Annotated in this window: 14 protein-coding genes; 5 read left to right on the top strand and 9 right to left on the bottom strand. The window is 67.0% G+C overall.

The annotated features are described in order from the left end of the window. Positions 1-28 precede the first annotated feature (28 nt). Entirely contained in the window at positions 29-730 is a 702-nt protein-coding gene (locus tag ACJ7Z0_RS19780; protein ID WP_434791196.1) for a TetR/AcrR family transcriptional regulator, read from the bottom strand. Positions 731-861: 131 nt separating this feature from the next. Then, entirely contained in the window at positions 862-1,620 is a 759-nt protein-coding gene (locus ACJ7Z0_RS19775) for an SDR family oxidoreductase (protein ID WP_434791195.1), read from the bottom strand. A 136-nt stretch (positions 1,621-1,756) separates the two neighbouring features. Between ACJ7Z0_RS19775 and ACJ7Z0_RS19770 the strand changes: the two genes are divergently transcribed. After that, on the top strand, positions 1,757-2,641 hold the full coding sequence (locus tag ACJ7Z0_RS19770) for a LysR family transcriptional regulator (protein WP_434791194.1): 885 nt from the start codon (positions 1,757-1,759) through the stop codon (positions 2,639-2,641). Between the two features lie 72 nt (positions 2,642-2,713). On the opposite strand, the gene ACJ7Z0_RS19765 is transcribed toward ACJ7Z0_RS19770, so the two are convergent. The 3 genes from ACJ7Z0_RS19765 to ACJ7Z0_RS19755 are packed head-to-tail and all read right to left on the bottom strand — an operon-like array spanning position 2,714 to position 5,072. Next, positions 2,714-3,562 (bottom strand): fumarylacetoacetate hydrolase family protein, encoded by an 849-nt coding sequence (locus ACJ7Z0_RS19765; protein WP_434791193.1) that lies wholly within the window; start codon positions 3,560-3,562, stop codon positions 2,714-2,716. A 32-nt stretch (positions 3,563-3,594) separates the two neighbouring features. Beyond that, positions 3,595-4,341: an SDR family NAD(P)-dependent oxidoreductase gene (locus ACJ7Z0_RS19760; protein WP_434791192.1), complete on the bottom strand. Its 747-nt coding sequence runs from the start codon at positions 4,339-4,341 to the stop codon at positions 3,595-3,597. After that, complete coding sequence (locus ACJ7Z0_RS19755; RefSeq protein WP_434791191.1) at positions 4,338-5,072, bottom strand: SDR family oxidoreductase; 735 nt, start codon at positions 5,070-5,072, stop codon at positions 4,338-4,340. The genes ACJ7Z0_RS19760 and ACJ7Z0_RS19755 overlap by 4 nt, the downstream gene beginning before the upstream one ends. A gap of 131 nt (positions 5,073-5,203) precedes the next feature. Here ACJ7Z0_RS19755 and ACJ7Z0_RS19750 point away from each other — a divergent pair, with 131 nt between their 5' ends. The 3 genes from ACJ7Z0_RS19750 to ACJ7Z0_RS19740 all read left to right on the top strand — a co-directional run bounded on the left by ACJ7Z0_RS19750 (position 5,204) and on the right by ACJ7Z0_RS19740 (position 8,698). Continuing rightward, a complete protein-coding gene (locus tag ACJ7Z0_RS19750) occupies positions 5,204-5,911 on the top strand; it encodes a FadR/GntR family transcriptional regulator (RefSeq protein WP_434791190.1) in 708 nt (235 codons plus the stop codon). 56 nt (positions 5,912-5,967) lie between these two features. Further along, positions 5,968-7,494: a UxaA family hydrolase gene (locus ACJ7Z0_RS19745; protein ID WP_434791189.1), complete on the top strand. Its 1,527-nt coding sequence runs from the start codon at positions 5,968-5,970 to the stop codon at positions 7,492-7,494. A gap of 145 nt (positions 7,495-7,639) precedes the next feature. Continuing rightward, a complete protein-coding gene (locus ACJ7Z0_RS19740; RefSeq protein WP_434791188.1) occupies positions 7,640-8,698 on the top strand; it encodes a malate/lactate/ureidoglycolate dehydrogenase in 1,059 nt (352 codons plus the stop codon). A gap of 20 nt (positions 8,699-8,718) precedes the next feature. Here the strand turns inward: ACJ7Z0_RS19740 and ACJ7Z0_RS19735 are convergent, their stop codons facing one another. The 4 genes from ACJ7Z0_RS19735 to slmA form a co-directional block, all read right to left on the bottom strand. Further along, positions 8,719-9,606: a DMT family transporter gene (locus ACJ7Z0_RS19735; RefSeq protein WP_434791187.1), complete on the bottom strand. Its 888-nt coding sequence runs from the start codon at positions 9,604-9,606 to the stop codon at positions 8,719-8,721. Next, the gene (locus tag ACJ7Z0_RS19730; protein ID WP_434791186.1) at positions 9,599-10,414 is read right to left on the bottom strand and encodes a DUF2182 domain-containing protein; all 816 of its coding nucleotides are present in this window, start codon (positions 10,412-10,414) and stop codon (positions 9,599-9,601) included. Before ACJ7Z0_RS19730 ends, ACJ7Z0_RS19735 begins: the two co-directional genes overlap by 8 nt. Continuing rightward, positions 10,411-11,013, bottom strand: a complete 603-nt coding sequence (locus ACJ7Z0_RS19725; RefSeq protein ID WP_055801402.1) for a DUF1326 domain-containing protein — start codon at positions 11,011-11,013, stop codon at positions 10,411-10,413. The genes ACJ7Z0_RS19730 and ACJ7Z0_RS19725 overlap by 4 nt, the downstream gene beginning before the upstream one ends. 245 nt (positions 11,014-11,258) lie before the next feature. Beyond that, positions 11,259-11,915 (bottom strand): nucleoid occlusion factor SlmA, encoded by a 657-nt coding sequence (gene slmA / locus ACJ7Z0_RS19720; RefSeq protein ID WP_434791185.1) that lies wholly within the window; start codon positions 11,913-11,915, stop codon positions 11,259-11,261. Between the two features lie 122 nt (positions 11,916-12,037). On the opposite strand from slmA, the gene galE reads away from it, so the two are divergent. After that, a complete protein-coding gene (galE, locus tag ACJ7Z0_RS19715; protein WP_434791184.1) occupies positions 12,038-13,075 on the top strand; it encodes a UDP-glucose 4-epimerase GalE in 1,038 nt (345 codons plus the stop codon). The last annotated feature ends 140 nt before the right edge of the window (positions 13,076-13,215 follow it).

Below are 13,215 nucleotides of genomic sequence, written 5' to 3'. Positions count from 1 at the left end.
AAAAGGGAAGAACGAAAAAAACGGGCGCTCAGCGCACCGGCTTGAGCCGGCGGGAAGCGGAAGGCTTGGCCTTGGCGGAGGCCGTTTCGGCCGGCGGTGCTTCGGGCGTGGCGCTGCGCGCCAGGATGTTGTCGAAGCCAACGTTGGCGCGGCCGATGGAGCCGGGCACTTGGAGAAAACGCGCTTCGTAGTGCAGCGCGAGGATCAGCCCGTGGATCTCGAAAGCGAGCTGGCGCTCGTCGGCGTCGGCGCGCAGATGGCCTTCGCTCTTGGACTGCACGATGGCGCGCAGAACGGCCGCCTGCCAGATGCTGACCGACTCCACGAGCGCATCGCGCACCGGGCCGGGACGGTCGTCGAATTCGGAAGCGCCGCTGATGTAGATGCATCCCGAGTCGATTTCGGCTGAGGTGCGCTTCATCCAATTGGCGAACATGGCGCGCAGCCGCGGCAGGCCGCGCGGCGCCTCAAGGGCCGGAAAGAACACCTCTTGCTCGAAGCGCGCGTGATACTCGCGCACCACGGAGATCTGCAGTTCCTCGCGCGAGCCGAAGTGGGCGAACACGCCCGACTTGCTCATTTTGGTGATCTCGGCCACGGCACCGATCGACAGGCCCTCCAGTCCGATCTGCGCTGCCAGCGCCAGCGCCGCGTCGACGATGACGGCCTTGGTCTGCTGGCCCTTCTGGGCGGCGCGGACCGGCTTGGCGGAAACGGCATTGACGGACATCGTGGAAGCTCCGAATAAAACGAACGGTCGTTCTATTTTGCAGGGGCTTTGCACTTTTTGCTGTCAATGTCCTTCCGCGGTTGAAGGTTAATCGATGCGGGGCGGGGCCGCCACTGCCCCGATCGCCCGGATCAGAATTCCTGCGACACGGGCCGCAGCACCACCTCGTTGATGTCCACGTTCGCAGGCTGCTCCACGGCGTAGACCACGGCGCGTGCCACGGAGTCGGCCGGAATCTGGTTCGCCTCGTAGAACGCCTTCACGCCGGCCGCGCTCTCGGCGTCGCTGCTGCCGAACTTCAGCTCCGAATCCACCGCGCCGGGCGACACGATGGTCACGCGCACGCCGCTGTTGCCCATTTCAACGCGCAGCCCTTCGGAGATGGCGCGCACCGCGTGCTTGGTTGCGCTGTAGACGGTGCCGATCGGCGTGAACACCTTCAGCCCCGCGATGGACGCCACGTTGACGATGTGGCCGCTGCCCTGCGCCTGCATGTGCGGCAGCACCGCGGCAATGCCGTAGAGCACGCCCTTGATGTTGACGTCGATGGTGCGGTCCCACTCGTCGACCTTGAGCTTCTCGAGCGGCGACAGCGGCATCACGCCCGCGTTGTTGACCAGCACGTCGATGCGGCCGAAGGCTTCGACGGTGGCGGCCGCGAGCTTTTCCAGGTCGGCGCGCTTCGCCACGTCGGTGGCGACGGCGATGGCTTCGCCGCCGGCTTCGCGGATTTCGGCGACCACCTTGTCGAGCCGGTCGGTGCGGCGTGCCGCGAGCACCACCTTTGCGCCGCGCGCGGCCAGGTGGCGCGCGGTCGATTCGCCAAGCCCGCTGCTCGCGCCGGTGACGATGGCGACCTTGCCGCGGATGTTGTCTTGAACGGATGTCATGGGAATTCCTTTCGGGTGTGTTGAAGAAGAACAAGAAGTGCATGCAGTGTGGAAAATCCACACGTTCCCGTAAATGAAACTCTGGCGACTTCAGAATTCCCCATTTCGGAATACACCTCCTCTTGAAAGTACCCCCGTGGCCAACCGTCTCGAAGCCCTGCGCGTGTTCTGCACCGCCGCCGCTGCCGCCAACTTCCGCGAAGCCGCCGCGCGCCTGTCCGTCTCGCCGCAGGTGGTGACGCGCGCGGTGCGCGAACTCGAAGAAGAGCTGGGCGAGCCCTTGTTCCACCGCAGCACGCGCGGCGTGCAGCTCACCGACTTCGGGCGGCAGCTGGCGGAGCGTGCGCGCGCGGCCGTGGGCGGCGTCGATGAGCTGTTCCACCAGATCGACCGGCGCACGCTGTCCCGCCACGCGGGCACCGTGCGGGTCACGGCCCCGCACATGTATGCGCGGCTCATACCGCAAGCGCTCGCTCCGCTGCTGGCAACGCACCCCGGGCTGGTGCTCGACCTGCGCCTGTCCGAGCAGCATGCCGATGTGGTGGACGAGCAGATCGACATCGGCATCCGCGTCGGCCCGATGCGCGACGCGCGCTTTGTTGCGCGAACCGTCGGGAAAATGCCGCTGCATGTGGTGGCGGCACCGGCGCTCATCGAAAGGGTCGGCACGCCCCAGAGCCTCGATGCGCTTTCGGCGCTGCCGCTCACCGCACTGATCGACCTGAGCTCGGGTCGTCCCTGGCCGTGGGCGTTCAGCAAGCGGCGAGTCGTCACTGTGACGTCACCGGCTTTCGTGACTGACGACATCGATGCCGAATGTGCCGCCGTGCTGGCCGGTGTGGGCTTCGGCCAGCTCATTGCGCCGCTGGCCGAACCCTGGCTGCAATCGGGCGCGCTGGTGTCCGTGCTGGAGGCCGAAGCGCCGGAGCCATGGCCGATCAACGTCTACCGTCCGCAGCGTGCGCCGGTGCCCGCGCGCGTGCGGCTGGTGTATGACGAGCTGATCCGGGTGCTGCGCTGAGGGCGTTACGGCGCGCAAACAAAAAAGCGCAACGAGCTCCCGCCCGCCGCGCCGTTTTATGGGCCTATTTATTTAAAGCTTGAAAGGCACCACTTCCTGGCGCTGCTCGCCCAGGCCTTCGATGCCCAGCGTCATCACGTCGCCCTTCTTCAGATAGAGCGGCGGCTTCATGCCAAGGCCGACGCCGGGTGGCGTGCCGGTGGTGATGACGTCGCCGGGCAGGAGCGTCATGAACTGGCTCAGGTAGCTCACGATCTTGGCAATGCTGAAGATCATGGTTTTGGTGCTGCCGGTCTGCATGCGGTTGCCGTTGAGGTCGAGCCACATCGACAGCTTTTGCGGGTTGGGCACTTCGTCGCGCGTGACAAGCCACGGGCCGAGGGGGCCGAAGGTGTCGCAACCCTTGCCCTTGTCCCAGGTGCCGCCGCGCTCGATCTGGAACTCGCGCTCGCTCACGTCGTTGATGGTGCAGTAGCCGGCCACGAAGTTGAGCGCATCCTTTTGCGAGACATAGCGCGCGCGCGTGCCGATGACCACGCCGAGCTCGACTTCCCAGTCGCTCTTGACCGAGTTCTTGGGCAGCATGACGGGATCGTTCGGGCCCTGGATGCAGCTGGTCGCCTTCATGAAGACCACCGGCTCCGCGGGGATCGGCAGGCCCGATTCGGCCGCGTGGTCGGCGTAGTTCAGGCCGATGGCAATGAACTTGCCGACATTGGCCACGGGGCTGCCGAAACGCGGCTTGCCCCTGACCAGCGGCAGCTTGTCGACCTTCTGCTTCTGCAGCTTGGCAAGCGCAGCATCGCCGAGTTGCTCGGGCCCGATGTCCTTGACCACCGCGCTCAGGTCGCGCAGACGGCCTTCGCTGTCGATGAGGCCGGGCTTTTCCTTGCCGGGGTTGCCATAGCGAACGAGTTTCATGTTGTCCTTTCTTGTGAGACTGATTTAACTGGTTAGTAGGTGGAGCGGCCGCCGGAGAGGTCGAACACGGCGCCGGTGGAGAACGAGCAATCTTCGGTGCAAAGCCAGCCGACCATCGCGGCCACCTCCTCCACCGTGCCGAAGCGGCCCATGGGAATTTTCGAGAGCATGAACGCGATGTGCTCGGGTGTCATCTGGTCGAAGATGGCGGTCTTCACTGCCGCGGGCGTCACGCAGTTGACGCGGATGCCGGTGTCGGCGAGTTCCTTCCCCAGCGACTTGGTGAGCGCAATCACGGCGGCCTTGCTCGCACTGTAGGCGCTGGCGTTCGGGTTGCCCTCTTTTCCTGCGACGGAAGCAATGTTGACGATACGGCCGTAGCCCTGCCTTCGCATCTGCGCCACCACTTCGCGGCAACAGAGAAAGACGCCGTTGACGTTGACGTCCATCACCTGCCGCCAGTCGTCGACCGGGTAGTCCCACAGCTTGACGTTGGGGCCGGTGATGCCGGCGCTGTTGACCAGCGCATCGATGCGCGGCGCGTGCGCCAGCGTGGCCGCCACGGCAGCGGCGACCGAAGGCTGCTGCGCCACGTCGACCTTCACCGCGAAGGCCTTGCTGCCCAGCGCAGTGCAAGTCTGGCGGGCCGCGGCCTCGTCGCGGTCCCAGAGGGTGACGCTGCCGCCCGATGCGATCAGCCGCTGTGCAATACCGAAACCCAGCCCCGCCGCGCCGCCGGTCACCACCGCATGGCGGCCGGCGAAGTCGAGCTGGTTCATATGGTGAGGCCGCCGTCGACCGTGAAGGCCTGGCCGGTAGCGAACACCGATTCATCGCTCGCGAGGAACACCACCACGGGCGCGATTTCTTCGGCCTGCGCGAGCCGCCCCATGGGTTGGCGTGCGATGAACGCCTTGCGCGCCGCCTCGGGATCGTCGTTGGCGTTGATGCGCTCGCCGAGGGACGGCGTATCGACTGTGCCGGGGCAGACGGCGTTGCAGCGGATGCCACGCGTCACGAAGTCGGCCGCCACGCTCTTGGTGAGGCCGAGCACCGCCGCCTTGGTGGTGCCGTACACGAAGCGGTTGGGCAGACCCTTCATGCTGGAGCAGACGCTCGCCATGTTGATGATGCTGCCGCGCCCGGCCGCCAGCATGCCGGGCAGCGCGGCCTGGATGGTCCAGAACTGCGCGCGCACGTTGAGGTTGAACGCGAACTCCAGGTCTTTGTCGGTGGCGTCGAGCGCAGTGCCGTTGTGCACCACGCCGGCGCAGTTGAACAGCACGTCGAGCGCGGGAAGACTCTTGAAGAAGGCGCCGATCGCATCCTTGTCGAGCACATCGAGCCTGGCGGTGTGCACGTTGGCCACGCCGGCGTAGCGCTCGAGCAGCTTCTCGTTGACGTCGGTGGCCCACACCTGGGCGCCCTCGGCGGCCATGGCGAGCACGCTCGCGTGGCCGATGCCTTGTCCGGCCGCCGTGACGAGCGCGGTCTTGCCCTTGAGTCTCATGCATGTCTCCTTGAAAGGTGGAAGCGGCCGTTCAGGGTTTGGCCCGATGGCGACGGCGCGGTACGGACCGTATTCTGAATTGGCCTTACCACTTGTCCAATTCAGGACAACCCTTAACGCCTGCCCACCCCGTGCCGCTCCAGACCGTCGAACCCCAGCGCCTGTACCGCCAAATTGCCGACCAGCTCCGAGGGCTGATCGGCAAGGGCGAATTCGCGGTCGGCGCGCGGCTGCCGGCCGAACGCGACCTGGCCAAGCAGCTCGGCGTGAGCCGGCCTTCGGTCCGCGAGGCGCTGATTGCGCTCGAGGTCGAAGGCTGGGTCGAGGTTCGCACGGGTTCGGGGGTGTACGTGCTCGACCGGTCGCATCGCGTGAGCAAGCCGGTGGCGCCCACCGAATGGGGCCCGCTGGAGCTGATTCGCGCGCGCCGCGTGATCGAGGGCGAGACCGCCGCCATTGCAGCCACCGTTGGCAAGCGCAAGGACATCGACGCCATGAGCCGCGCCATCGAAACGATGCGCGGGCTCGCCGACCGCGAAATACTGCCGCTCGAAGGCGACCGCGCATTCCACGTGGCCATCGTCAACGCCAGCGGCAACACGGTGCTGGTGGAAACGGTGCAAAGCTTCTGGGATTCGCGCAACGGACCGATCTTCACGCGGCTGGGCGGCTACTTCGAAACGGTGGCCTCCTGGCGCTCGGCCATTGCCGAGCACGAGGCCATCCGCGACGCGGTGGCCGCGCGCGACGCCGAGGCTGCGCGCGCCGCGATGCACGCCCACATGGACAACTCGCACCAACGATTCAGCGCGAGCTGGCGCCGCGCAAAAGCCTCCTGAATCGCCAGCATTTCCTTCATCAAGATGTTCTTCCAACCCCACAACACGAGTTCACGATGAATCCCTTCATTCGCCTGCATCCGGCCGACGATGTCGTGATCGCGCGCAGCCAGCTGGTCGGCGGCGCCAAGGTCGAAGACTTCGCCGTGCGCGGCCTGATTCCCGCCGGGCACAAGGTGGCAACGCGTGCCATTGCCGCCGGCGAACCGGTGCGCCGCTACAACCAGATCATCGGCTTTGCGAGCAAGCCGATTGCGGCCGGCGAGCACGTGCACACGCACAACCTCGACATGGGTCCCGACAAGGGGGACTTCGAGCGCGACTATGCGTTTGGCGCCGACGTGAAGCCCGCGCCCCCGAAGCGCGAGGCGACCTTCATGGGCATCAGGCGCGCCGACGGACGCGTGGCCACGCGCAACTACATCGGCGTGCTCACGAGCGTGAACTGTTCGGCCACCGCGGCACGCGCCATTGCCGATCACTTCTCGCGCAAGACCAATCCCTCGGCGCTGGCCGACTACCCGAACGTCGACGGCATCGTGGCGCTCACGCATGGCACGGGCTGCGGCATGGACACGCAGGGCATGGGCATGCAGATCCTGGAACGCACGCTCACGGGCTATGCCACGCACCCGAACTTCGCGGGCGTGCTGGTGGTGGGCCTGGGCTGCGAGGCGAACCAGATCAACGCCTGGCTCGCGACCGGCCACCTGGCCGAGGGCGAGAACTTTCGCACCTTCAACATCCAGGACACCGGCGGCACACGCAAGACGGTGGAGAAAGGCATCGCGCTGATCAACGAGATGCTGCCGCGCGCCAATGCGGTGAAGCGCGAGCCCTGCAGCGCGGCGCACATCACGATCGGGCTGCAATGCGGCGGCTCTGACGGCTACTCCGGCATCAGCGCCAATCCGGCGCTGGGGGCGGCAGTCGACCTGCTGGTGGCGCACGGCGGCACGGCCATCCTCAGCGAGACGCCCGAGGTCTATGGCGCCGAGCATCTGCTGACGCGCCGGGCCGTCAGGCGCGAGGTCGGCCAGAAGCTGGTGGACCGCATCAAGTGGTGGGAGCACTACACCGAGATCAACGAAGGCGAGATGAACAACAACCCCTCGCCGGGCAACAAGGCGGGCGGCCTCACGACCATCCTCGAAAAGTCGCTTGGCGCGGTGGCCAAGGGCGGCACGAGCAACCTCGAGGCGGTGTACGAATACGCCGAACCTGTCACGGCGCACGGCTTCGTCTACATGGACACGCCGGGCTACGACCCTGTGAGCGCCACCGGACAGGTGGCCGGCGGCGCGAACGTCATCTGCTTCACGACCGGGCGCGGCTCGGCCTACGGCTGCGCGCCCTCGCCTTCGCTCAAGCTCGCGACCAACTCGGCGCTGTGGCAGCGGCAGGAAGAGGACATGGACATCAACTGCGGCGAGATCGTGGATGGCAGCAGCTCGATCCAGGAGATGGGCCAGCGCATCTTCGAACTGGTGCTCGCGACAGCGTCCGGCGAACCCTCGAAGAGCGAGAAACATGGCTACGGCCAGAACGAATTCGTGCCGTGGCAAGTCGGCGCCGTGATGTAGCTCACCCCCAGGCTGCGCGCACTTCGTGTCGCTTCGCCCTCCCCCTCTCCGGGGGCAACACCAGCGGCCCGGCAAAGCCGGTTCCGCGGTGTTCCACGAACGGGCGTTGCTGCGCAGCCCTTGAACAAACCCATGGAGTCAATTGATGCCCAAGACCCTTCCCGCCGCAGCGTTGCGATCGCAATGCGCCCAAATTCTGACTGCCGCCGGCAGCACACCCACCGAAGCCGCGCAGGTGGCCGGCAACCTGGTGCTGGCCAACCTGAGCGGCCATGATTCGCACGGCGTGGGCATGCTGCCGCGCTATGTCGATGCGGTGGCCGAGGGCGGGCTCGTGCCCAATGCATCGGTCAAGGTCAATGCCGACATCGGCACGATGCTCGCGATCGACGGCCAGCATGGCTATGGCCAGATCGTCGGCGTGCAGGCGACGGAGCTCGGCATCGCACGCGCCAAGCAGCACGGCAGCTGTATCTTCACGCTTGCGAATGCGCATCACCTGGGCCGCATCGGGCACTTTGCCGAAATGGCGGCGGCCGAGGGCCTGGTCTCGATGCACTTCGTCAACGTGCTGTCGCGGCCCGTGGTGGCACCATGGGGCGGCGGCGACGGGCGATTCGGCACCAATCCTTGCTGCATCGGCATTCCGCTGGCGGGGGCCGAGCCCTTCCTGCTCGACTTTGCGACCAGCCGGGTCGCCCAGGGCAAGATGCGCGTCGCCCACAACAAGGGCGAACGGGTGCCCGACGGCTACCTGATCGACGAGCGCGGCGCGCCCACCAACGACCCCGGCGTGGTGGTGGTGCCGCAGGCCAACGGCCTCTTCGGCGCGCTGATGACCTTCGGCGAGCACAAGGGCTACGGCATGGCGATGGCGTGCGAACTGCTTGGCGGTGCGCTCAGCGGTGGCGGAACCTGGCACCGCCCGGCCGACACCGCCCGCACGGTGCTCAACGGCATGCTGACGATCCTGATCGACCCCGGCAAGCTGGGAACCCAGGCCAGCTTCGAGCAGGAGGCGACCGCCTTTGTCGACTGGCTCAGGCAGAGCCCGCCGGGCGCCGGCTTCGACCAGGTGCAGATCGCCGGCGAGCCGGAGCGCGCGGCGCGCGTCGCACGCGAGCGCGAAGGCATCTGGCTCGACGATGCAACGTGGGGAGAAATCGTCGCGGCCGGTTCGAAGGTGGGCGTGGCCGTCGCGTAGAAACCAGCCTGCCTGCGCGGCTAACGGCGTGCGCTGCGCGACTTCTGGCTCAGCACGATCGCAATGCCGCCCAGGATGGCCACCGACGCAGCCGCCAGCCGCGGCGTGATCGCCTCCGACAGCAGCAGCACGCCGCCGATCGCGGCCAGGAGCGGCACCGACAGCTGCACGGTGGCTGCCTGCATGGCCGAAAGCCGGGCCAGCGCCGCATACCAGACGACATAGCCCAGGCCCGAGGTCAGGGCGCCGGACGCCACGGCCAGCGCGATGCCGGTCGCGTCGGCATGGGCGCGGGCGATGAAAACCAGGCTCAGCGCCAGGGCCAGCGGCACGGCCCGCAAGAAGTTGCGCGCCGTGGCGGCCAGCGGGTCGGCCACGCCGCGGCCGCGCAGCGAATACACGCCCCACGCCACGCCGGCGACGGCCATCAGCACGGCGCCCAGGAGCGGCGGCGCGGCGACCCCCGGCAACACCAGGTAGACGAGCCCGCCCGCGGCCAGCACGAAGCCGAGCCATGCAACCGGTCCGAAGCGCTCGCCGGAGCCCAGGCCCGCGCCGAGCATGGTGAGCTGCACCGCACCGAACAGGATCAGCGCGCCCGTTCCCGCCGGCAGGCTGAGGTAGGCGAACGAAAAAAACGCGACGTAGGCGAACAGCATGGCGGCGGCGAGCCAATCGACACGGGCGGGCGAAGGCGGCCGCGCCCTGAGCCGCACGACGAGGGCCAGCGTGAGCGCGCCTGAAACCAGCCGGATGCTGCCGAAGCTGGCCGGATCGATGCCCTCATGCTGCAGCGCCAGCCTGCACAACAGCGAATTGGCCGCGAACGCGACCATGGCCGCCGCGGTGAGGACGATGGTCTGCAGGAGGGACGGGGCGCCGCGCGCCTCGGACACGGCTTCAGACATGCGATGCCACCATGAAGACGGCCCAGCCCAGCAGCGCGAACCCGAGCGGCGCGCTCAGGCGATGGCCCCAGGGAACGTTCTTTTCCAATGCCATGACGACGGCCAGCAGAAGCATCCAGCCGAGGCTGCCGGTTCCGAGCGCGAACATCAGCAGCATCAGCGCCCAGCAGCAGCCGACGCAAAACAGGCCGTGGTGCATGCCCAGCGCAAAGGCGTGGCGTGTCTGCGCCTGTCCGCGCCAATGCTCGATGACGAAGCTCAAAGGCGTGCGGCATTTTTCGAGGCACTGGTGCTTGAGGCGGCTGAACTGGAAAGCGCCCGCCAGCGCGATGGTCGCGGCGCCGATCACCCAGCCGTGCCAGGCCAGCGTGGGCGCGCTCGCGAGCAGCGCCAGCACCGCGCTATGGAGCCCGTGCGCCAGCAGCCCGAAGGCACCCCACACCGCCATGTAGCCGAGCCCCAGCATCACGAGCAGGCGCGCATGGTCCGGGCGCCCCGTGGTCAACCGATCGAAGGCGTTGAACAGCGGCAGCGTGGTCGGCAGCATCATGGCCGCCGTCATGAGGATCCATGCCGCGGCGTAGAGCACCGCGGGCACGATCACGCCGCCGGCGGGAATGGCCTGGCACAGGAACGCAGCCGGGCCCGAGACGGTCCAGTCGCCGTGTTCGAGATAGCGCCCGTAGGGGCTGCGCGCCCAGGCCCACAGCACGAGCCACGCGAGCGTGGCGAGCGCGGCAAGAACCGGCAGGAACACGCGGCGGTGGCGGACGGCGTGGCGCAGCGGCGAGCCGGCCATCGGGATCATGAGTCGAAGACGAAGGTGCTCTGCAGGGCGTTGTGGTTCTTGATGTCGAGATCGATGCCGAGGGCGGCGTTCTTCGAGCGGTAGGTCGGGGCCTTGCCGACGAACACCGGCGCGCCCGGAACCGTCGAGAACACGGTGTCCGAAAGCGTGGTCTGTCCGCCGGTCGCGCCGCGGTAGGGTTCGAGTTCGGCGTAGTAGTCCTTGCCGATTTCCAGCTCGCCCTTGCCTTCGTTCACGGTGAAGCGAATGGGCGCCCGCTCGACCGACACCACCTGGCCGATGAGCGCGGCCAAGTCGGCGATCGGCCCGCCGGCCTTCCCGGTGTAGACCTTGAGGAGCGCTTCCTCTTGCTCCTTGGAGGCCTTGTCGTCGACGAAGATCGCCGCCGTCCAGTTGCCTTCGAGGATGTTTCCGGGCACATGTGCCACGGCGGCGATGGTGTTGCCGCCCACATCGACGCCGTCGATGGTTCCCTTGTCGATGCGCCAGGCGACGATGGTGTCGCAGGTGCCGTTGTCGGGGTCCTCGCCGATCCAGCAGGGACACAGGACGTTGCAGTTGCACACTTCCAGCAGGCGACCTTCCAGGTGATAGCTCATACGAACCTCCGTTCAGAAGCCACACAAACACGGACTTGTCGCCGCGATTCAGCGGCAAGGGGGCACTGATCGTACGCTTCGCAACAAGGCAAGTCGAGTGCGGCGCGCGGTCCCGCGCCATCCCCTGGGTACCCTCCCGGGCCGCCGCGGGTCAGCTGGGGCGCGGGCTAGTCAGCTGCATCGCAACGAGCTGTCGTCTCGATAGGCGGCCGATCGCCAGGATCGCCACCTGGCTGCGCCTCGCCTTAGCCGACGATCAGCGCGATCGTGGCTTCGAGATGCTCCGAAGGCGCGCGTCGGAAGCCCGAGCGGGTGAAGCGCTGCAACTGGCCGACCACGAAGGCCGTGAGCGCCGCAGCGCGCACCTGGGCGTCCACCGTGGGCGTGGTCGAGCCGTCCGCCGTGGCGGCGCCGCGCAACACCTGGCGCAAGGTGGCTTCGATCTTGTCGAAGAACTGGTTCATGCGCTGCTGGAGCCGCTCGTTCTCGAACACCAGCGCATCGCCCACCATGACGCGCGTCATGCCGGGGTTGCGCTCGGCAAACTGCACCAGCAGCGTCAGGATTCTTGCGGCCTGCTGGCCCCCCGTTGCACCCTCGCGCTCGAGGATCTGGTTCACCAGCGTGAAGACGCTTTGCTCGATGAAATCGATCAGGCCCTCGAACATCTGGGCCTTGCTCGCGAAATGGCGATAGAGCGCAGCTTCGCTCACGTCCAGCCGCGCAGCCAGTGCCGCGGTCGTCACCCGCTCGGCGCCGGGTTGTTCGAGCATGGACGCCAGCGCCTGCAGTATCTGCACGCGCCGCTCCCCAGGCTTGGGTCGCTTTCGCACCGGAGCGGCAGTGGTCAGCGTCTCTGTCTGGGTTTCTACGCCGGGATAGCTTGTCTCTTCGTTCTGCATGGGAGCGCGTGCAAAGATGTAATCAATTGATTCTCGCACAGGGGCGCCTGCAGTGAGCGCGTGCAAACCAATCCCCAAAAAGCTCGTACAGAATCAGGCTCTGCAAACAGGAAAGAGTTCACATGGCCCAAGGCAGCGTTCTGGTGACCGGAGGTGCAGGCTTCATCGGCAGCCACACCTGCGTGGCGCTGGCCACTGCGGGATACACGCCGGTCATTCTCGACAACCTTGGCAACAGCGACGTCCGCGTGCTGGAGCGGTTGCGCCAGATCACCGGCAGCGCGCCGCGGCTGATCGAGGGCGACGTGCGCGACAGGGCTCTTCTAGACGGCGTGCTGGGCAACGAACGCTTCTCGGCCGTGATCCATTTTGCGGGCCTCAAGGCCGTCGGCGACTCGGTGGCCGACCCGCTCACCTACTACGACAACAACGTACATGGAAGCCTGGTGCTCGCCTCGGCGATGCAGCAGGCAGGCGTCCATACGCTGATTTTTTCGTCGTCGGCCACGGTGTACGGCGAACCCGACCATTCGCCCATTCCGGAAGACGCGCCCTGCAGGCCGGCCAACCCCTACGGGCGCTCGAAGCGCATGGTGGAAGAAGCGCTGATCGATCTGCACCGCGCCGAGCCAAGCTGGCGCATTGCGCTGCTGCGGTATTTCAACCCAGTGGGCGCGCATGAGAGCGGCCTCATCGGCGAACATCCGCAAGGCAAGCCAAACAACCTGATGCCCTTCGTGTGCCAGGTGGCGGTGGGGCAGCGCGACAAGCTGCTCATTCACGGCAACGACTATCCGACGCCCGACGGCACCGGCGTGCGCGACTACGTACACGTGATGGACCTGGCCGAGGGGCACGTCGAGGCCTTGCGGTACGCGGAGAAACAAGCGGGCCTGGTCACGTTGAATCTCGGCACCGGCCGCGGTGCCTCGGTGCTCGAGGTGGTGCATGCGTTCGAACGCGCGAGTGGGCGGATGCTGCCTTACGAGATCGGCCCGCGCCGGCCGGGCGACGTGCCCGCGTACTGGGGCGATCCGTCGCTCGCAGAAGCAACATTGGGCTGGCGTGCGCAACGCGGGCTCGATCAGATGTGCGCGGACAGTTGGCGGTGGCAGCAGGGGAACCCGAACGGGTACGACACTGCAGCCATCGATCGCTGACCACATTGGCGGCATTGCAGCGAGAGCCGACGAGGCACGCGCTGGGATCAAAACGGCGCGTTGTCCTTCAGGCTGCGGTACTTCGAATTGATTACGCTGGTAACGAACGCATACCTCCGTATCGAGTAAGCCAAGGCTCA

Source organism: Variovorax palleresanus (genome assembly GCF_051144945.1).
In the GTDB taxonomy this organism is placed as follows: Bacteria; Pseudomonadota; Gammaproteobacteria; order Burkholderiales; family Burkholderiaceae_C; genus Variovorax; species Variovorax paradoxus_S.
The sequence above is the reverse complement of the archived record's forward strand: the minus strand, read 5'-3'. Positions and strand labels throughout refer to the sequence as shown.